We start from the raw sequence: 19,363 nt of genomic DNA on the forward strand, positions 1-19,363 counted from the left end.
CGATGAATAAAATCACCCATTACTTCAAGAGCCTGCTCCTGCTGGAATTACTCGGCGGCCTGTGGCTGACCTTGAAGTACACGTTCCGTCCCAAGTACACCGTGCTGTACCCGATGGAAAAATTCCCGCAGTCGCCGCGCTTCCGTGGCCTGCATGCGCTGCGCCGTTATCCCAACGGCGAGGAGCGCTGCATCGCCTGCAAACTGTGCGAAGCGGTGTGCCCGGCGCTGGCGATCACCATCGACTCGACCAAGCGCGAGGACGGCACCCGCCGCACCACCCGCTACGATATCGACCTGTTCAAGTGCATCTACTGCGGCTTCTGCGAGGAAAGCTGCCCGGTGGATTCGATCGTGGAGACCCAGGTGCTGGAATACCACTTCGAAAAGCGCGGCGAGAACATCGTCACCAAGCCGCAGTTGCTGGCCATCGGAGACCGGCTTGAGGCCGAGATCGCCGAGCGCCGCGCCGCCGACGCTCCTTTCCGCTGAGGTTCCGACATGGATTGGGTCAATATCGCTTTCTGGATCTTCGCCACCATCGCCGCGGTTGCCGCTGGCGCGGTGATCAGCGTGCGCAACCCCGTGTATGCGGTGCTGTGTCTGATCCTGACGTTCTTCTCCATCGCCTGCGTGTGGCTGCTGGTGGGCGCCGAGTTCCTCGGCGTGACTCTGGTGCTGGTCTATGTCGGCGCGGTGATGGTGCTGTTCCTGTTCGTGGTGATGATGCTCGACATCGACAGCGCCCGATTGCGTGAGGGCTGGGTGCGCTACCTGCCGGTCGGGTTGGTGGTGGCGGTGGCGATGCTGGTGCAGATGGTCACGTTGATCGGGGTCAAGGCGCGCACCGCCGCGCCGTTCCCGGTCGGTAACGCCGCAGCGCAGGCCGCCGACACCTCGAACATCGCCTGGCTGGCCAAGACCTTGTTCACGCAGTTCCTGCTGCCGTTCGAGTTCGCCGCCATCATCCTGACCGTGGCGGTGGTCGCGGCGGTGATGCTGACCCTGCGCAAGCGCAGCGGCATCAAGACCCAGAACCCGGGCGAACAATCCCGCGTCAAGGCCGGCGATCGTCTGCGCATGGTCAAGATGGATGCGGAAAAGCCCACGCTCCACACCCCGGCGGCGGCATCGCAGGAGGGCCAGCCATGATCTCCCTAGGCCATTTGCTGGCGCTTGGCGCGGTGCTGTTCTGCATCAGCCTGGCTGGCATCTTCCTCAATCGCAAGAACGTCATCGTGCTGCTGATGTCGATCGAATTGATGCTGTTGTCGGTCAACATCAACTTCGTCGCGTTCTCGCGCGAACTCGGCGACGCTGCCGGCCAGTTGTTCGTGTTCTTCATCCTGACCGTGGCCGCGGCCGAAGCCGCCATCGGCCTCGCGATCCTGGTGACGTTGTTCCGTACCCGCCACACGATCAACGTGGCCGAAGTCGATTCGCTCAAGGGCTGACCCGCAGATGGATATCACTCTCTCCAAGAGTCTGTTGATCGCAGTGGTGCTCGCACCGCTGGTCGGCAGCATCGTTGCCGGTCTGTTCGGCCGTCAGGTCGGGCGCAAGGGCGCTCAGGTCGCGACCATCCTCGGCGTGGCGGTCAGTTGTGCGCTGTCGTGCTGGACGTTGTATCAGTTGGTCGGGCAGGGCGCCGCGCCGTTCAATCAGAACCTCTACACCTTCTTCGAGGTCGGCCAGTATTCGGCGCATGTTGGCTTCATGGTCGACCGCCTGACTGCGATGATGATGGTGGTGGTGACCTTCGTCTCGCTGCTGGTGCATGTCTACACCATCGGCTACATGGCCGACGATCCGGGCTACCAGCGCTTCTTCAGCTACATCTCGTTGTTCACCTTCTCGATGCTGAGCCTGGTGATGAGCAACAACTTCCTACAGTTGTTCTTCGGCTGGGAAGCGGTGGGTCTGGTCTCGTATCTGTTGATCGGCTTCTGGTTCAAGCGCCCGACTGCGGTATTCGCCAACATGAAGGCGTTCCTGGTCAATCGCGTTGGCGACTTCGGCTTCATCCTCGGCATCGCAGGTGTGCTGTTGTGGTTCGGTAAGCTCGACTACGCCACTGTGTTCGCCAATGCCACCGCCGTCCTTGGCAGCGATGCCGCTGGCGGCATGGCCAATGTGCAACTGTTGCCGGGCCATCCCTGGAACGTGGCCACCATCATTTGCACCTGCCTGTTTATCGGTGCGATGGGCAAGTCGGCACAGGTGCCGTTGCACGTGTGGCTGCCCGACTCGATGGAAGGTCCGACACCGATCTCGGCGTTGATCCACGCCGCGACCATGGTGACGGCTGGCATCTTCATGGTGGCGCGGATGTCGCCGTTGTTCGAACTGTCGCAGGCCGCGTTGAATTTCGTACTGTTCGTCGGTGCCACCACGGCGTTCTTCACCGGCCTGATCGGTATCGTGCAGAACGACATCAAGCGGGTGGTCGCCTATTCGACGCTGTCGCAATTGGGTTACATGACCGTGGCGCTCGGGGTATCGGCGTATTCGGCGGCGGTATTCCACTTGATGACCCATGCTTTCTTCAAGGCGCTGCTGTTCCTAGCCGCTGGCTCGGTGATCATCGGCATGCACCACGAGCAGGACATGCGCAAGATGGGCGGCCTGCGCAAGTACATGCCGATTACCTACTGGACCAGCGTGATCGGCACCCTGGCCCTGGTCGGTACGCCGTTCTTCGCCGGCTTCTACTCCAAAGACACGATTATCGAAGCGGCCAAGCATCATGCCGAGGGTGCCCCGTTCTGGAGCATCGCCAGCTATGGTTATTGGGCCGTGCTCGGTGGCGTGTTGATTACCAGCTTCTATAGCTTCCGCCTGCTGTTCCTGACCTTCCACGGCCAGGAGCGCTTCCGCGACGCGCATGCGGCACACGACGATCACGCCCATCACGGTAGCGCTCATGACGCGCATGCCCACGATGCGCACGACGATCATGGGCATGGTCATCACGGCGCGCACGAGCCGCACGAGTCGCCGTGGGTGGTGACCTTGCCGTTGGTGTTGCTGGCGATCCCCTCGATCGCGATTGGCTTCCTCACTATCGGCCCGATGCTCTACGGCACCGACTGGGCGGGGCATCCTGCTGCGGAGGCGATCAAGGGTCAGGCGGTCAGCTTCTTCACCGGCATTGTCGATTTCTATGATCCGGCGCGCGACACCATCGGCGCATTGGCCGAGGAATTTCATGGGCCGGTCGCTTCCGCGTTGCACGGACTGTTGCAGCCCCCGTTCTGGCTGACCTTGGCTGGCTTCGCTCTGGCTTGGTTCCTGTACCTGTGGAGGCCGGATCTGGCGGCAAAGGCGCGCAAGACCTTCGCGCTGCCGGTGCGGATCCTCGAGAACAAATACGGTTTCGACAAGCTCTGGATCGGCGGTTTCGCCGGTGGTGGTCTGCGCCTGGGCAAGCTGTCGCGCGCGGTCGATACCCATGTCGTGGACGGCGTCATGGTCAACGGTTCGGCCCGCGTGGTCGACCTGGCGGCCAATCTGCTGCGTCGCACGCAGTCCGGTTTCCTCTATCACTATGCCTTCGCGATGATCATCGGTCTCATTGCCCTGTTGGGCGTGCTGATGCATTTCTGGCGTTGACCTGTACGGAATAAGATCACGTGTCGAACTGGCCTCTACTCTCTCTCTTGATCTGGCTGCCGATCGTCGGTGGCGCGCTGGTCCTCGCCTTGCGTGATCCGCGTGCGGCACGCTGGGCGTCGCTGCTGGTGGCGCTGTTGACCTTCGCGCTCAGCGTTCCGCTGCTCACTGGCTTCGATTACGCCAGCGATGCGTTGCAGTTCGTCGAGACCCACGCTTGGATCCCGGCCTACAACATCGGCTACAACCTCGGCGCCGATGGCATCGCGGTGGCGTTGATCGTGCTGACCACGCTGGTCACGGTGTTGGCGCTGATCGGTGCCTGGACCTCGATCGACAAGCGGGTCAACCAGTACGTGGCCGCGTTCTTGATCTTGGAAGGCGTCACCGTCGGCATCTTCTCCGCCACCGACGCGATGCTGTTCTACGTGTTCTTCGAAGCGATGCTGATTCCGATGTTCCTGATCATCGGAATCTGGGGTGGTCCGCGTCGCATCTATGCGGCGGTCAAGTTCTTCCTCTATACCTTCCTCGGCTCGGTGCTGATGCTGGTCGGGTTGATCTACCTGTACCTGAAAGGCGGCAGCTTCCAGCTCGCCGACCTGTATCACCTGTCGCTGACGGCCAAGGAGCAGACCTGGCTGTTCTTCGCCTTCCTGATCGCGTTCGCGGTGAAGGTGCCGATGTTCCCGGTGCACACTTGGTTGCCGGATGCGCACGTCGAGGCACCGACCGCCGGTTCGGTGATCCTGGCGGCGATCGCGCTGAAGATCGGTGGCTACGGGTTCCTGCGCTTCAACCTGCCGATTCTGCCCGATGCCAGCAACGAGTGGTCGTGGCTGGTGATCGCGCTGTCGTTGATCGCGGTGATCTACGTCGGCCTGGTCGCCTTGGTCCAGGACGACATGAAGAAGCTGATCGCATATTCGTCGATCGCGCACATGGGCTTCGTCACCCTCGGCGTGTTCGTTGCCTTCGCCCTGGTCGGATTCGGAAGCGTCGATGCCGCGCGGCTGGGCCTGCAGGGCGCGATGGTGCAGATGATCTCGCACGGTTTCGTGTCCGGCGCGATGTTCTCCTGCGTTGGTGTGCTGTACGACCGCATGCATACCCGGCGCATCGCCGATTACGGCGGCGTGGTCAACGTCATGCCATGGTTCGCGACGTTCGCCATGCTGTTCTTCATGGCCAACGCGGGCCTGCCGGGCACCAGCGGTTTCGTCGGCGAGTTCATGGTGATCATGGCCAGCTTCCAGACGCATCCGCTGCTGGCCTTCGGCGCGGCGACCACCCTGGTGATCACCGCTGCTTACACTCTGTGGCTGTATCGCCGCGTGTTCTTTGGCGAAGTGGCCAACGCACACGTGGCCGAGTTGAAGGACATCAATGGCCGCGAGGCGTTGGTGCTGGGCGTGTTCGCGCTCGGCGTGCTCGCTCTTGGCCTGTATCCGAAGCCGTTGACCGACCTGATGGAGCCCTCGATCGCAAAGCTGGCGGCGCAGATTGCCACCAGCAAGCTGTAAGCGGCTGTCGAGCGTATTGATTCCAGAGACTTGATGATGACCACCCCTGCGCTGCTGCCCCTGACCACCATCGACCTGCCGCCCCTGCTCCCCGAGTTGGCGCTGACTGCTGGTGCCTTTGCTCTGCTGATGCTCGATTTGTTCATCAGCGAGCGCAACAAGGCCTGGACCCACATCGTCTCGGTGGCGATTCTGTTCGCGGTGTTCGCCATGCTGCTGGCCGGCGTTGGCGGGCAGGGCACGGTGTTCAACGGCATGTTCGTGCGCGATGCCGCTGCCGAGGTGATGAAGACGGTGATCGTCGGCCTCAGCGCGTTGACCTTGATCTACGGTTGGAGCTACCTGCGCGAGCGTAAGTTGTACCAGGGCGAGATCCCGGTGCTGGTGTTGTTCGCCACGGTTGGCATGATGATCTTGGTCTCGGCCGGTAGCCTGCTGATGGTCTACCTGGGGCTGGAGTTGCTGGCGCTGTGCTCTTATGCGCTGGTCGCCTCCAGTCGTGACAATGGCATGGCGGCCGAAGCGGCGATGAAGTACATCGTGCTTGGTTCGCTGGCTTCCGGCCTGCTGCTCTACGGCATGTCGCTGATCTACGGTGCGACCGGTACGCTGAGTCTGAGCGCCATCCATGATGCGATTGGCAGTGGTCACGAGCGCACTTTGCTGCTCACCGGTACGGTGTTCCTGATTGCCGGCATCGCCTTCAAGTTGGGCGCTGCGCCGTTCCACATGTGGCTGCCCGATGTGTACCAAGGTGCGCCCGCGCCGGTCGCGTTGTTCATCAGTTCCGCGTCGAAGGTCGCCGCATTCGGCATGGCGTACCGTTTGCTGGAAGTGGGCGTGGGTCCGCTGGCTTCGCAATGGCACTGGGTCATTGGTGGCTTGGCGGCGCTGTCGCTGGTGATCGGCAATTTGATGGCGGTGGCGCAGAGCAACCTCAAGCGCATGCTGGCCTACTCCACGGTGTCGCATATTGGTTTCTTGCTGCTCGGTGTGGCCGGCGGTGGTGAGCGTGGTTATGCGGCGGCGTTGTTCTACGCGATCTGTTATGCGGTGATGTCCACCGCCGCGTTCGGCGCGATCATCGCGATGTCGCGCAAGGGCTTCGAGGCCGAGCGGATCGACGATTTCAAGGGGTTGAACGCGCGTAACCCGTGGATGGCGCTGCTAGTGTTGTGCATCATGGCCTCGCTGGCAGGCGTGCCGCCACTGCTGGGTTTCTGGGCCAAGATGGCCGTGCTGGGTGCGGTAGTTGCGGTACCCGACCAAACCCTGTGGTGGACCGGCCTGGCCGTGCTGTCAGTGCTGTGCGCGGTGATCGGCGCGTTTTACTACCTGCGCGTCATCAAGGTGATGTATTTCGACGAGCCAGTCGGCGCGCCGTTGCCGGCCAACGAGGATCGTGTGCTGGGAGTGACGCTGTGCGTCAATGCGCTGGGCCTGTTGGCGTTCGGATTTGCGTGGAGCCCGTTGATGGCGTGGTGCCAGCGCGCTTTCGCGCACCTGGCCTGAGCCGGCCTGCCGCGCACGGTTTTCGAAATTGTTTGCGACGTCGCCGCCGAAAGGCGGCGTCGTTGTTTTATCCAGATGGCGATGTGACGCGATTGCGCTTGTGATCGTAGGCCTTGGGTATGCGCCTTTCGATCAGATGGAATCTTGGTCACATCAAAATGCGATCAGGGCTTGCAAGTACGTCGCTAAGTCTTCATAATTCCGCTTCTGCTGCGGGGTGGAGCAGTCTGGCAGCTCGTCGGGCTCATAACCCGAAGGTCGCAGGTTCAAATCCTGCCCCCGCTACCATATTTGTTTGCTGCAACAACCAAGACATCGGTTGTTTGCAGGAGAGAAGTTTGGGCTTCGCGATGACGCATGTTCCCGTCGTCGCAACCGGAATCCAGCGTGACCGGAGTCGTACCGGATAAGGGGCCCAGCGGGCCCTTTGTCGTTTCCGGGGAGCGAGAACTGCGTTAAACCGATCCTTTTCCATTCTGATGCAAGGCAGGCTGTGAGCGACAAGGCGAACGAAATCGCGAATCTGCTGGGTCCGACCGTGGATGCATTGGGTCTGGAGCTGCTGGGCGCTGAGTATCTGCCAGCGTCCGGTGGCGCTACGTTGCGCCTGTATATCGACGTGCCGCTGGGTGAACAGCCCGAGCGCATGGTCAACATCGACGACTGCGAACGGGTCAGCCGTGAAGTGTCGGCGCAACTGGACGTGGAGGATCCCATCAGCGGTAATTACACGCTGGAGGTGTCTTCGCCGGGTGTGGATCGTCCGTTGTTCACCGCCGAGCAGTTCGCGCGGCATCGGGGCGAGTCGGCGAAAGTTGTGCTGAAACTGCCGCAGCAGGGTCGCAGGCGTCTGCAGGGCCGCATTCTGCAGGTCGAGGTGGACGCCGGTCGGATCGTGTTCGAGGTCGATGGCGCCGAGCTGGCGGTGGACTTCGACAATATCGACAAAGCGCGGATTCTGCCCGACTGGGCGGCGCTGGGTCTGGCGCCGACCAAGCCGGGCAAGGCGCCGAAGCCTGCCGGCAAAAACGCAAAATCCAATAAGAAACCATCCAACGAACCGGCGGCCGATACGGCTGCGCGCGGAGCGAAAGAATGAGTAAGGAACTGTTGCTGGTAGTCGATGCGGTCGCCAACGAGAAGGGCGTGCCGCGCGAAGTGATCTTCGATGCGATCGAGGCTGCGCTGGCCTCTGCGGCGAAAAAACGCTACCCCGATCAGGACGTGCTGACGCGCGTCACCATCGATCACAAGGAAGGCAGTTACGAGACCTTCCGCCGCTGGGAAGTGGTCGCCGACGATGTGGTGATGGAATCGCCGGACCGGCAGATCCGTCTGATGGATGCAGTCGACGAAGCCGAAGGCGTGGACGTCGGTGACTACATCGAAGAGCAGATCGAAAATCCCGATTTCGGTCGTATCGCCGCACAGGCCGCCAAGCAGGTGATCGTGCAGCGTGTGCGTGAGGCCGAACGCCAACAGGTGGTGGATGCCTGGAAAGATCGCGTCGGTGAACTGGTCACCGGTGTGGTCAAGCGCGCTGAGCGCGGCAACATCTACGTGGACCTGGGCGGCAATGCCGAGGCGTTCATCCCCAAGGACAAGGGCATTCCGCGCGACGTATTGCGCGCTGGCGACCGCGTGCGCGGCTACTTGGCCGAAGTGCGCTCGGAGCCGCGTGGCCCGCAGTTGTTCATCAGTCGCGCTGCACCGGAGTTCATGATCGAGCTGTTCAAGCTGGAAGTGCCGGAAGTGGGCCAGGGTCTGGTCGAGATCAAGGCTTGCGCGCGCGATCCGGGCGACCGCGCCAAGATCGCGGTGCTCGCGCACGACACCCGCACCGATCCGATCGGCGCTTGCATCGGCATGCGCGGTTCGCGCGTGCAGGCGGTCTCCAACGAGCTTAACGGCGAGCGCGTGGACATCGTGCTGTGGAACGACAACCCGGCCAACTTCGTCATCAATGCGATGGCGCCGGCCGAGGTGCAGTCGATCATCGTCGATGAAGAAAAACACTCGATGGACCTGGCGGTGGCGGAAGATCGCCTGGCCCAGGCGATCGGCAAGGGCGGCCAGAATGTGCGTCTGGCCAGCCGCCTGACCGGCTGGCAGCTCAATGTGATGACTGCCGAGCAAGTCGCGGCCAAGTCCGAGGCCGAGCAGAGCGTCGCCCGCCAGTTGTTCATGGACAAACTGGAAGTGGACGAGGAAATCGCCGCGATCCTGGTCGCCGAAGGCTTCAACTCGGTCGAGGAAATCGCCTACGTCCCGGTTGGCGAGCTGTTGGCGGTGGAAGGCTTCGACGAGGACATCGTCGAGGAACTGCGTGCCCGTGCACGGGATGCGTTGCTCAACGAGGCGCTGGCCGCCGAAGAAAGCGACGACGGCGGCGTGCCGGCGGCGGATCTGCTGTCGCTTGCGGGTATGGACGAAGCCACCGCGTATGCGCTGGCTGGCCATGGTGTGTGCACCAGCGAGGACCTGTCGGATTTGGCGGCCGACGAAATCCTCGAGTTCGGTATCGAGGACATGGATCACGAGCGCGCCGCTGCGCTGATCCTGGCCGCCCGTGCCGAGGAGATCGCCCGTTTGGAGCGCGGCGAATGAGTCCGCGATGACCACCGCCCTGACCCGATCAGGGCTTAGAATCCGCGCTACCTTCGCACGTGTCGAGGGGGCGCCAACCAGATCATAGGATCCGAATGTCGCAGCAAACCACCATCCGCAAGTTGGCCGAACTGGTGAATACGCCGGTCGAAAAACTGCTGATTCAACTGGCCGAGGCCGGGATGAAGTTCAGCGGGCCCGACCAAGTCGTTACCAGTACCGAAAAGATGAAGCTGCTGGGCTTCCTGCGCCGTACCCACGGCAAGACCGACAAGCCGGTCGAGGAAGAGGCCCAGGCGGCGCCGAAGAAGATCACCCTGAACAGGCGCAAGCTGCAGGAAGTGACGGTCAGCGCCGGGCGCAGCAAGACCACGGTCAACGTCGAGGTCAGGCAGAAGCGCACCTACGTGAAGTCGGCCGAGGATCTGGCGGCTGATCGTGCGGGTGCTGCCGCGTCGGGCGGACGGGTGGACGACGAGCGCGCCGAGATCCTGCGCAAGCTGGAGGAATCCAAACAGCGCAACCTGGCCGAGCAGCAGCGTCTGGCCGAACAGGACCGTGCGCGTGCCGACGAACTGGAGCGCAAGCGCAAGGCCGAGCAGGACGTGCTGGATCGTGCCGAAGCCGAGCGCAAGGCCGCTCAAGCCGAGCAGGAGCCCGACATCCAGGAAGTGGCAGCGTCCACGCCTGCCGCGCCGAGCACGGTTGCCGCGCCGCGTGCGCCGCGTCCGGCCGCGCCGCCGCGTCCGGCGTCTGCGCCGCATCATCCGCCGAAGCCGGCTGCCCCGCGCGGTGATGACCGTACCACCGGGCAAAAGCATAAGACCCGCGGTTCGCATGTGATGGTCGCAGGGGTCGAGGACGACGACAGCACCAGCCGTTTCGCTGGTCAGTTGCACTTGTCTGCGGCTGATCGTGCGCGCCGCTCCAATGTCCGCAGCAAGCCGCGCGGTGGCAATGCCGGTGGACGCCGTCAGAGCGAACCGTCGCGTAGCGGCGGCGGCTCGCACGGCTTCGAGCGTCCGACCGCACCGGTCGTTCGCGAAGTGGCGATCGGTGACACCATCACCGTGGCCGATCTGGCGCAGAAGTTGGCGCTGAAGGGCGGCGACGTGGTCAAGGCGCTGTTCAAGATGGGCGTGATGGCCACCATCACCCAGACCATCGATCACGATACTGCTGCGCTGGTCACCGAAGAACTCGGTCACAAGCCGCTGCGTGCCGGCAGTGCCGATGCCGAGGACGCGCTGTTGGCGCACACCGAGGATGATCAGGGCGAAAAGCAGCCACGGCCGCCGGTGGTCACCATCATGGGCCACGTCGACCACGGCAAGACCTCGTTGCTGGACTACATTCGCCGCACCAAGGTCGCGACCGGCGAAGCGGGCGGTATTACGCAGCACATCGGTGCGTATCACGTCGAAACCGGCCGTGGCGTCATCAGCTTTCTGGATACCCCGGGCCACGCCGCGTTCACCTCGATGCGCGCGCGCGGTGCCAAGCTCACCGACATCGTGGTGCTGGTGGTGGCGGCCGACGACGGCGTGATGCCGCAGACGATCGAAGCGGTCAAGCACGCCAAAGCCGCGCGCGTGCCGCTGATCGTGGCGGTCAACAAGATCGATAAATCCGCGGCCGATCCGTTGCGGGTCAAGAACGAACTGTTGGCACAGGACGTGGTGGCCGAGGAGTTCGGTGGCGATACCCAGTTCGTCGAACTCTCGGCCAAGACCGGTCAAGGCATCGATACGCTGCTGGATGCGATTTCGTTGCAGGCCGAAGTGCTGGAATTGCGCGCGGTGGCCGAAGGTCGTGCCAGCGGTGTGGTGATCGAGTCCTCGCTGGACAAGGGGCGTGGCCCGGTGGCGACGGTGCTGGTGCAGCAGGGCGCGCTGAAGAAGGGCGATTACCTGGTGTGCGGCGTGCAATACGGTCGCGTGCGCGCATTGTTCGACGAAACCGGTCGGCAGCCGGCTGAAGCGGGTCCATCGATTCCGGTGCAGGTCCTTGGTCTGTCCGGCGTGCCGGATGCGGGCGACGATTTCGTGGTCGTCGACGACGAGCGTCTGGCCAAGGATGTGGCGCAGCAGCGCGAGACCAAGCGCCGCGAATCGCGTCTGGTGTCCTCGGCGGGCAGCCGCATGGAAGACATCATGTCCCAGCTCGGCAAGGGCGAGGGCCAGTTGTCGTTGAATCTGGTGATCAAGGCCGACGTGCAGGGATCGGTGGAAGCGCTGAAACAGTCGCTGACCGCACTGTCCAACGAGCGTATCCGCATCAACGTGATCCACTCCGGCGTGGGCGGCATCACCGAGTCCGATGCGAATTCGGCGCTGGCTTCCAAGGCCACGGTGATCGGTTTCAACGTGCGCGCCGATGCGTCGGCGCGGCGCATCATCGAGACCAACGGCATCGACCTGCGCTACTTCTCCATCATCTACGATGTGATCGACCAGGTGAAGCAGGTGGCCTCGGGTCTGCTGGGTGTGGAGATTCGCGAAGAAATCATCGGTATCGCGCAGGTGCGCGATGTGTTCCGCAGTTCCAAGTTCGGCGCGGTTGCCGGCTGCATGGTGGTGGAGGGCGTGGTCAAGCGCAACAAGCCGATCCGCGTGCTGCGCGACAACACCGTGGTGTTCGAGGGCGAACTGGAATCGTTGCGGCGCTTCAAGGAGAACGTCGAAGAGGTCCGCAACGGCACCGAGTGCGGTATCGGCGTGAAGGCTTACAACGACGTCAAGGCCGGCGACCAGATCGAGTGCTTCGAGCGCATCGAAGTGCAGCGCACGCTTTGAAAGCCTGGGCCCGGGATCCGGGGCCCGGTGCCCGGAAAAAGCAAGAGTCAGGTGCAACGGCTTTTGCTTTTCCGGGTTCCCGATTCCGGGTCACGGGTTCCGAATAACGAGATTCCGGATCCATGCCCACCAAATCCTTCCGCCGCACCGATCGCGTTGCCGCGCAGATCCGCCGCGATCTCGGCACGATCGTGCATGCCGCCGTGCGCGATCATGGCCTGCCGTCGGTCAGTGTCTCCGACGTTGAAGTCACCCGTGACATGGCCCATGCCAAGGTATTCGTCACCGCGCTGATGCCCGAGCGCTCGGGCGAGGCGGTCAAGGGGCTGAAAGAACTCGCCCCGCAACTGCGTACCGAGTTGGCGCGGGCGATGAAGCTGCGTCACGTCCCCGAACTGCATTTTCATTACGACGATTCGGTCGATCGCGGCGAGCGTATCGACAACTTGCTGCGCGATATGCCCGAGCTGCAGTCCGGCGTCGAGGCCGACGGTAGTGACGCCACCGACACGTCGGATTCTCCCAAGCGCTGAGGCGTCGCCGCGAATGCAGCATGCGGCGCAGTTCAGCAGATTGTCCTGCTGTGCTGATGGATGCACCTGCCGCATCGTGGCCAGTCGCGCCCATCCGCTGCTCTAGTTTCCGCTTTCCCGGGTCACCGGCCCCGAGTCCCGAGTTCCGTCATCATGCCTCTCATCGGTCCCCGCTTGCCGCGCATTGCTTTCCGCCGTCTTGATGGCATCGTGCTGCTGGATAAGCCTGCCGGTATGAGTTCCAACGCTGCGCTGCAGGCGGCGCGACGCCTGTTGCGCGCGGAGAAAGGTGGCCACACCGGCAGTCTGGATCCGCTCGCCACCGGCCTGCTGCCTCTGTGCTTCGGCGAGGCGACCAAGCTGGCCGGGTTGTTGCTCGGCTCGGCTAAGGCGTATGAGGCCGAGATCGTGCTCGGGGTGACAACCGATAGCGACGATGCCGACGGTGCGGTGTTGCGCACCCGTCCGCTGCCGCCGCTCGACGCGGCCACGCTGCAGGCAGCGCTGGCACCGCTGCGCGGACGTATCCGGCAGCGGGCACCGATCTATTCGGCGCTCAAGCAGGGCGGCGAGCCGCTGTACATGAAGGCGCGTCGCGGCGAAACCATCGAGGCGCCTGAGCGCGAGGTCGAGGTGCAGGCGATTGAGGTGCTCGCGCATGTCGGTGAGCGCCTGCGCCTGCACGTGGTCTGCGGCTCCGGTACCTACATCCGTAGTCTGGCCCGCGATCTGGGCGAGACGTTAGGCTGCGGTGCGCACATCGCTGCGCTGCGACGGTTATGGGTGGAACCGTTCCGCACGCCGCAGATGGTCACTCTGGAGCAGTTGCAGCAGCTTGCCGTGCACGATCCTGCCGGTTTGGACGCGTTGCTGTTGCCGTTGGCGGCTGGTCTGGCGGATTTTCCGCTGTTACGGCTGGAGGGCGCTGCGGCGCAGCGCTTCCGTATGGGGCAACGCCTGCGCGATGCGTCGTGGACGCCCGGCCTGGCGGCGGTGTTCGATGCCGAGGGCGAACCGCTAGGATTGGGCCAGGTCGATGCCGGTGGGCTGTTGGCGCCGCAGCGAATGTTCAATCTGTGATTCAATCCGATACGTCACCGGGCGGGTCGTCATGACGCTGTCTTAACGTCTTGTTCGGCAAGGCCGGTGCCGGTACAATTCCGCAGCCTTTCAGGCACTACGCGCTTCGGCGCAATCCTTCGCAATCGGCGAGCCAGGTGGTGCGTCCTCCGCACGTTCCTGCCGGCCCCGCATCTCAAGAGAAAACGCATCATGTCCATCGACACCCAGAAAGTCATCGAAGAAAACAAGCGCGGCGCCGCCGATACCGGTTCGCCTGAAGTCCAGGTCGCGCTGTTGACCGCGCGCATCGAGCTGCTCACCGGCCACTTCAAGACCCACAAGAAAGACCACCACAGCCGTCGTGGCCTACTGCAGATGGTCAACCGCCGCCGCAGCCTGCTCGACTATCTCAAGAAGAAGGACGGCGAGCGTTACAAGGCGCTGATCGAGAAGCTCGGCCTGCGCCGCTGAGTCAACCCAACCCACCGCGGCGCAGCGATGCGCCGCGGTTTTGTTTTAGGTAACACTGTTTTGTTTTAAGTAGCACTGTGGTCCGGGGAATGCTCCGCGCCACCGGCCGGATCCCCCAGGCCACCACCCGCCAGCGGCATGGGCCGTTTGCGGTCCATTTGTAGAAAGTATCTTCCAAGGAAACCCCGTGGCAAAAATCACCAAAACCTTCCAGTACGGCAAGCACACCGTCACCCTCGAAACCGGCGAGATCGCCCGCCAGGCCGGCGGCGCCGTCATCGTCAAGATGGACGACACCGTACTGCTGGTCACTGCCGTCGCCGCCAAGAGTGCGCGCGAAGGGCAGGACTTCTTCCCGCTGACGGTCGATTATCAGGAGAAGTTCTACGCAGGCGGTCGCATTCCCGGCGGCTTCTTCAAGCGCGAAGGCCGTGCGACCGAGAAGGAGACGCTGATTTCGCGTCTGATCGACCGTCCGATCCGGCCGTTGTTCCCGGAAGACTACAAGAACGAAGTGCAGATCATCGCCACGGTGATGTCGATGAACCCCGATATCGACGGCGATATCGCTGCGTTGATCGGCGCGTCGGCGGCGTTGTCGCTCGCGGGTACTCCGTTTAATGGACCGATCGGCGCCGCCAAGGTCGGCTACAAGAATGGCGAATACATTCTCAATCCCACCGTGACGGATCTGAAGGACTCACAGCTCGAACTGGTCGTGGCCGGTACCGCGAACGCGGTGTTGATGGTCGAATCCGAAGCCGCGCTGTTGTCGGAAGAGGTTATGCTGGGTGCGGTCACCTTCGGCCATCGCGAGATGCAGAAGGTCATCAACGCGATCAACGAACTGACTGTCGAAGCCGGCACCAAGCCGTCCGATTGGGTTGCTCCGGCCAAGAACGCGGCCATGATCGCCGCGTTGAAGGAAGCCGTCGGCGGCCAACTGGCTGCGGCGTTCCAGGTGCGCGACAAGCTGCAGCGTCGCGATGCCATTGCTGCGATCAAGAAGGACGTGCTGGCGCAGTTGGCGCCGCGCGCTACGGAAGAGAACTGGGTCGCGGCCGACCTGGCCAAGGAATTCGGCGAGCTGGAATACCAGACCATGCGCGGTTCGGTGCTCAGCACCAAGGTGCGTATCGATGGCCGCGCGCTGGACACTGTGCGTCCGATCAGCGTGAAAGCCGGCGTGCTGCCGCGCACCCATGGATCGGCGCTGTTCACGCGCGGTGAGACGCAGGCGATCGTGGTGACCACGTTGGGTACCGCCCGCGATGGTCAGGTGATCGACGCGGTTTCCGGCGAATACAAAGAAAACTTCCTGTTCCATTACAACTTCCCTCCGTACTCGGTGGGCGAGTGTGGTCGCTTCGGTGCGCCCAAGCGTCGCGAAATCGGCCATGGCCGCCTCGCCAAGCGCGGCGTGCTGGCGGTGATGCCGACCATGGAGGAGTTTCCGTACACCATTCGCGTGGTCTCGGAAATTACCGAATCCAACGGTTCTTCGTCGATGGCCTCGGTGTGCGGCAGCTCGCTGGCACTGATGGACGCCGGTGTGCCGGTGAAGGCGCCAGTGGCCGGTATCGCCATGGGCCTGGTCAAGGAGGGCAACGACTTCGTGGTGCTGTCGGACATCCTGGGCGATGAAGATCACCTGGGCGACATGGACTTCAAGGTCGCCGGTACCGCCGAAGGCGTGTCCGCATTGCAGATGGACATCAAGATCGAAGGCATCACCGAGGAGATCATGAAGCAGGCCCTGGCGCAGGCCAAGGCCGGCCGTCTGCATATTCTCGGCGAAATGGCCAGTGCGCTGACCAGCCCGCGTGCGGAACTGAGCGACTACGCGCCGCGCCTGCTGACGATCAAGATCCATCCGGACAAGATCCGCGAAGTGATCGGCAAGGGTGGTTCGACCATTCAGGCGATCACCAAGGAAACCGGCACCCAGATCGACATCCAGGACGACGGCACCATCGTCATCGCCTCGGTCAACGCCATCGCCGCGCAGGCCGCCAAGGCGCGCATCGAGCAGATCACCTCGGACGTGGAGCCGGGCCGGATCTATGAAGGCAAGGTCGCCAAGATCATGGACTTCGGCGCATTCGTCACCATCCTGCCCGGCAAGGATGGCCTGGTGCACGTCTCGCAGATCTCCAGCGAGCGCGTGGAAAAGGTCGGCGACAAGCTGAAGGAAGGCGACGTGGTCAAGGTCAAGGTGCTGGAAGTCGACAAGCAGGGCCGTATTCGCCTGTCGATGAAGGCGGTTGAGGAAGGCGAGGGAGTGGCGGCCGAGTAAGTCGCCGGTCTCCATCGTGCTTTCAAGAAAAAGCGGGCTTCGGCCCGCTTTTTTCATGCCCCGCGTTTGCTGCGGCGCGCGCGTTCGTCGTGAAGTAGGGACTGTCCATTGCGATGACGTTGCGCTCGCGCATCGCCGCAGCGGCGTGCGTATCGCCCAGCGGCTTTAGCTGCTTATTCTCAGTGCACCTCATCGTCGATCGTTGGATAGCGCGCCAGATGCGCTGACAGCGGCCCTGGATGTGCCAGGTGGTAACCCTGTCCGTAGCGTGCGCCTAGCGCTTGTAGCGTGACCAATTCGCTTTCGGTCTCGATGCCCTCGATGACGACGTCGGCGTCGGTTTCGGTGGCGAAGGAGAGGATCGCCAGTGCGAGCCGTTGACGTCGGGGCTCGGCATCGATGCCACGGATCAGGGTCAGGTCCAGCTTGATGATGTCCGGAGCAAGATGCAGTAGATGGCGCAGACTGGCGAAGCCGGTGCCGGCATCGTCCAGCGCAATACGTAGGCCCTGGCGTTGCAGTGTGTCGATGTGCTCGGACAGGCGCGGATAATCCGGCGCTTGTAGTTGTTCGGTGATCTCCAGGACGAGTCGCGATAGATCGTAACCATGCAATACCTCCTGCAGTTGCGGATGCAGCAGTGTTTGCGTGGAGACGTTGATCGCCAGGTACAGTGGTGCCGGTAGCTGTACGAGCAACTCCAGCGCCTGCCTTGCCGCAGTCAACTCCAGTTCCAGCGCCAGCCCGACCCGAGTGGCGTCGTCGAACCATCGCAGCGGTGGCATAGCGAGATTGGAGGGGAACCGCGATAGTGCCTCCACTCCGACGATGCGTTGCGAGGGGAGCGCCAAGATCGGTTGGGTCACGATCTGCAGACGTGTGTTGGCGACCGTCTCGCGAATACGCGTGGCGATTGCCGCTTTTTCGCGGAACGCGTGTTTCTCGCTATTCTGACGGCGCGCGATATCGGTCTGCAGTGCCGCGCGATCCATCGCCAGCGCCAGCGTCGCGCCGACTAGCGTCGCCAGCATCTCCAGTGTGCGTACATCTTGTGCGGTATAGGCGAAACGGTAAGGCGACATCACCTTGAGCACGCCGATGCCGCGTTCGCTGTAGCGCAGTGGAACCACCAGCATCGACCGCAGTCCGATCTTGCGGCAAGCGCCGCGATCCACGCGCGGATCGGTTTCCGAATCATCGCATTGCAGTACCTGGCCAGTGCGCATGCACAGGCCGGACAAGCTGGCGTTGCTTGACAGGCGCAGGCCTAGATGCTGCTCGGCGATGCCGCTGGCCGACCAGTACAGCATGTCGCCGCTGTCGCACATTTCCACCACCGCGCCGGTGGAACGGGTCAACTCCTGCGCGCGTCGTGCCACCACATCGACGACGTGCAGCGGATCTGCGCCAGCGGCGGCGATCTCACCCTGCGCCAAAATAATGCGCGACAGCAACACCGCGTCGTCGTTCGCCGCGATGGTGGTAATGCGCTGGACTTCGTCCTGAGTGTCGGGTGCCTGTGACATGTTGGCATCACGTGGGAATGCGTTGGAGTACAGCGATGCCTCGTTGCATGTTTGGTGTCGCAGCGTGTGGAATGGGGGCCATCACGCTGCGAGCTGGCTACTCAGCCGTGGCTGCTGCTGCCCTTGCGCGGCTTGCCATACAGGCTGCGCAGTTCGTCCTTGGCTTGTTCCAGAATTTTGCGGCGATGCGCCGACAACTGACTGCCAGTGCGATTGATGTAGAAGGTGAGCATCGACATCGCCGATCGATAGGGGCCGGTGCGACGCCGTGCATTCTGATCGGCGGATTGTTTGAGTGATTGCGCGATCGAGAGTGGATCGTCGCGCTCGAACACGCTGGGTGCGACACCGAGTGATCGGTGCGAGTCGTTGGAGAGAGTCTGGCTCATATGGGGGTTGGACACATTGGAACTGCTATGTGCCATTGATGGCGCTCCTTGGCGATGACGGGGGAAGTGGATTAACTGCATGGGGGTGCTTAGTGATGCGAGGGGGGCGCATATACCGCGGCGCTGATGTGCGCCACGAGTCGAGAAACATGCCGTTACGGATCTGGAAACGGTGCGGTCGCGGCGGAGTCGGACAATGCCACGTTCGCACGCGATGCGATTTTTCGCGTGCGTGCTCGGTGATGTAGTTGTCCGATCAGATGCCGTGTTGCATTCCGTTTCCCGAACTGAAGCTCGCACTGCAAGTGCAGGCATTAGACGGGCAGGCATGACCTCATCAACACCATAACCGCGCGATGCAGTATGCGTGGTAGACAGTGTCATATTCGATGAACGATTAACGAAGAGTCCTTTAAAAAAGCACTCTTCTTGCAGATTCTCTTGATGGCGAAGGTAACGTCACCACTGCTTTTTGTAATGGTGTTTTAGGTTATTTAGCGATCATTGAAGGTCGCTGCCATTGCGTGCGGGGAAAGCTCCGCCGGGACGTGACAGGAGTGCGTATCTCGTGCGCGCGAGGGCATTTTAGTTGCGTCATCGTGGAGTTGCGTATCGTGGTATCGATACCGTCATGCACGGATGGTGATGCGGGCGCTGATATTATAGTGCATTCAGAGCGAGCGACTCGCTACGGTAATGGATGCAGGCAAGAATCTTGTTCGCGCGCCATGTCTTGTTCGAGTTTGCGCGCGTTTCCATGTCTGCTGATGGATTGTGAAATCGTGCGAGTTATGCGGGTGTCTTGCTATTGATGGCGATTCAAGTCAGTAAATTGCACAATATTTTTGCGCTTCTGTAGCTTGGTGCTGAAGAATTGATCTTTTGGGGATGGCGTGGTGCGAGGAGTGTGTCGCAGTGTGTTCTCGCTATCTCATCGCGCGAATTTGCGCGGGCTTGGCGATATTTTCCGCATGTGTGAGTTGTGACGCTTGATTTGCTGTGTGCGTCATCGGCGTCAATGTTCTAGTGCGTATTGGT

The 19,363-nt window shown here is 62.4% G+C and carries 15 protein-coding genes and 1 tRNA gene; 14 read left to right on the plus strand and 2 right to left on the minus strand.

The features are described from left to right. Positions 1 to 2 precede the first annotated feature (2 nt). The 14 genes from nuoI to pnp all read left to right on the plus strand — a co-directional run bounded on the left by nuoI (position 3) and on the right by pnp (position 16,410). Positions 3 to 491, plus strand: a complete 489-nt coding sequence (gene nuoI / locus XALGPE39_RS04620) for an NADH-quinone oxidoreductase subunit NuoI (RefSeq protein WP_012915532.1) — start codon at positions 3 to 5, stop codon at positions 489 to 491. A gap of 9 nt (positions 492 to 500) precedes the next feature. Beyond that, positions 501 to 1,151 carry an NADH-quinone oxidoreductase subunit J gene (locus XALGPE39_RS04625; RefSeq protein ID WP_045727182.1) on the plus strand — a complete coding sequence of 217 codons (651 nt, stop codon included), beginning with the start codon at positions 501 to 503 and terminating at the stop codon, positions 1,149 to 1,151. Beyond that, complete coding sequence (gene nuoK / locus XALGPE39_RS04630; protein ID WP_012915534.1) at positions 1,148 to 1,453, plus strand: NADH-quinone oxidoreductase subunit NuoK; 306 nt, start codon at positions 1,148 to 1,150, stop codon at positions 1,451 to 1,453. Before XALGPE39_RS04625 ends, nuoK begins: the two co-directional genes overlap by 4 nt. Positions 1,454 to 1,460: 7 nt before the next feature. Next, positions 1,461 to 3,611 carry an NADH-quinone oxidoreductase subunit L gene (gene nuoL, locus XALGPE39_RS04635; protein WP_045727183.1) on the plus strand — a complete coding sequence of 717 codons (2,151 nt, stop codon included), beginning with the start codon at positions 1,461 to 1,463 and terminating at the stop codon, positions 3,609 to 3,611. Positions 3,612 to 3,631: 20 nt separating this feature from the next. Then, entirely contained in the window at positions 3,632 to 5,134 is a 1,503-nt protein-coding gene (locus tag XALGPE39_RS04640; protein ID WP_045727184.1) for an NADH-quinone oxidoreductase subunit M, read from the plus strand. Between the two features lie 36 nt (positions 5,135 to 5,170). Next, positions 5,171 to 6,646: an NADH-quinone oxidoreductase subunit NuoN gene (gene nuoN, locus XALGPE39_RS04645; RefSeq protein ID WP_045727185.1), complete on the plus strand. Its 1,476-nt coding sequence runs from the start codon at positions 5,171 to 5,173 to the stop codon at positions 6,644 to 6,646. Positions 6,647 to 6,857: 211 nt separating this feature from the next. Beyond that, positions 6,858 to 6,934 (plus strand) — tRNA-Met (locus XALGPE39_RS04650). A 205-nt stretch (positions 6,935 to 7,139) separates the two neighbouring features. Beyond that, positions 7,140 to 7,745 carry a ribosome maturation factor RimP gene (gene rimP / locus XALGPE39_RS04655; protein ID WP_045727186.1) on the plus strand — a complete coding sequence of 202 codons (606 nt, stop codon included), beginning with the start codon at positions 7,140 to 7,142 and terminating at the stop codon, positions 7,743 to 7,745. Beyond that, entirely contained in the window at positions 7,742 to 9,253 is a 1,512-nt protein-coding gene (gene nusA / locus XALGPE39_RS04660) for a transcription termination factor NusA (RefSeq protein WP_045727187.1), read from the plus strand. Before rimP ends, nusA begins: the two co-directional genes overlap by 4 nt. A 95-nt stretch (positions 9,254 to 9,348) precedes the next feature. Then, positions 9,349 to 12,048, plus strand: coding sequence for a translation initiation factor IF-2 (gene infB, locus XALGPE39_RS04665; RefSeq protein ID WP_045727188.1), 2,700 nt, complete (start codon positions 9,349 to 9,351; stop codon positions 12,046 to 12,048). Between the two features lie 122 nt (positions 12,049 to 12,170). After that, positions 12,171 to 12,581 (plus strand): 30S ribosome-binding factor RbfA, encoded by a 411-nt coding sequence (gene rbfA, locus XALGPE39_RS04670; RefSeq protein ID WP_045727189.1) that lies wholly within the window; start codon positions 12,171 to 12,173, stop codon positions 12,579 to 12,581. 153 nt (positions 12,582 to 12,734) lie between these two features. Further along, the gene (gene truB, locus XALGPE39_RS04675) at positions 12,735 to 13,661 is read left to right on the plus strand and encodes a tRNA pseudouridine(55) synthase TruB (RefSeq protein ID WP_045727190.1); all 927 of its coding nucleotides are present in this window, start codon (positions 12,735 to 12,737) and stop codon (positions 13,659 to 13,661) included. A gap of 192 nt (positions 13,662 to 13,853) precedes the next feature. Continuing rightward, on the plus strand, positions 13,854 to 14,114 hold the full coding sequence (rpsO, locus tag XALGPE39_RS04680; protein WP_003467392.1) for a 30S ribosomal protein S15: 261 nt from the start codon (positions 13,854 to 13,856) through the stop codon (positions 14,112 to 14,114). Between the two features lie 187 nt (positions 14,115 to 14,301). Then, positions 14,302 to 16,410, plus strand: a complete 2,109-nt coding sequence (pnp, locus tag XALGPE39_RS04685; protein WP_045727191.1) for a polyribonucleotide nucleotidyltransferase — start codon at positions 14,302 to 14,304, stop codon at positions 16,408 to 16,410. A gap of 179 nt (positions 16,411 to 16,589) precedes the next feature. On the opposite strand, the gene XALGPE39_RS04690 is transcribed toward pnp, so the two are convergent. Beyond that, positions 16,590 to 17,936: an EAL domain-containing protein gene (locus XALGPE39_RS04690; protein ID WP_045727192.1), complete on the minus strand. Its 1,347-nt coding sequence runs from the start codon at positions 17,934 to 17,936 to the stop codon at positions 16,590 to 16,592. Positions 17,937 to 18,037: 101 nt separating this feature from the next. Next, on the minus strand, positions 18,038 to 18,361 hold the full coding sequence (locus XALGPE39_RS04695; RefSeq protein ID WP_045727193.1) for a DUF3175 domain-containing protein: 324 nt from the start codon (positions 18,359 to 18,361) through the stop codon (positions 18,038 to 18,040). Positions 18,362 to 19,363 lie beyond the last annotated feature (1,002 nt).

The sequence above is a fragment of the Xanthomonas sp. GPE 39 genome, from assembly GCF_000963005.1.
GTDB lineage: Bacteria > Pseudomonadota > Gammaproteobacteria > Xanthomonadales > Xanthomonadaceae > Xanthomonas_A.

Excerpts from the sequence above, each read along its gene's own strand:
- nuoI (WP_012915532.1), top strand. The coding sequence starts at position 3 with ATGAATAAAATCACCCATTACTTCAAGAGCCTGCTCCTGCTGGAATTA.
- XALGPE39_RS04625 (WP_045727182.1), top strand. The coding sequence starts at position 501 with ATGGATTGGGTCAATATCGCTTTCTGGATCTTCGCCACCATCGCCGCG.
- nuoK (WP_012915534.1), top strand. The coding sequence starts at position 1,148 with ATGATCTCCCTAGGCCATTTGCTGGCGCTTGGCGCGGTGCTGTTCTGC.
- nuoL (WP_045727183.1), top strand. The coding sequence starts at position 1,461 with ATGGATATCACTCTCTCCAAGAGTCTGTTGATCGCAGTGGTGCTCGCA.
- nuoN (WP_045727185.1), top strand. The coding sequence starts at position 5,171 with ATGACCACCCCTGCGCTGCTGCCCCTGACCACCATCGACCTGCCGCCC.
- nusA (WP_045727187.1), top strand. The coding sequence starts at position 7,742 with ATGAGTAAGGAACTGTTGCTGGTAGTCGATGCGGTCGCCAACGAGAAG.
- infB (WP_045727188.1), top strand. The coding sequence starts at position 9,349 with ATGTCGCAGCAAACCACCATCCGCAAGTTGGCCGAACTGGTGAATACG.
- rbfA (WP_045727189.1), top strand. The coding sequence starts at position 12,171 with ATGCCCACCAAATCCTTCCGCCGCACCGATCGCGTTGCCGCGCAGATC.
- truB (WP_045727190.1), top strand. The coding sequence starts at position 12,735 with ATGCCTCTCATCGGTCCCCGCTTGCCGCGCATTGCTTTCCGCCGTCTT.
- rpsO (WP_003467392.1), top strand. The coding sequence starts at position 13,854 with ATGTCCATCGACACCCAGAAAGTCATCGAAGAAAACAAGCGCGGCGCC.
- XALGPE39_RS04690 (WP_045727192.1), bottom strand. The coding sequence starts at position 17,936 with ATGTCACAGGCACCCGACACTCAGGACGAAGTCCAGCGCATTACCACC.
- XALGPE39_RS04695 (WP_045727193.1), bottom strand. The coding sequence starts at position 18,361 with ATGGCACATAGCAGTTCCAATGTGTCCAACCCCCATATGAGCCAGACT.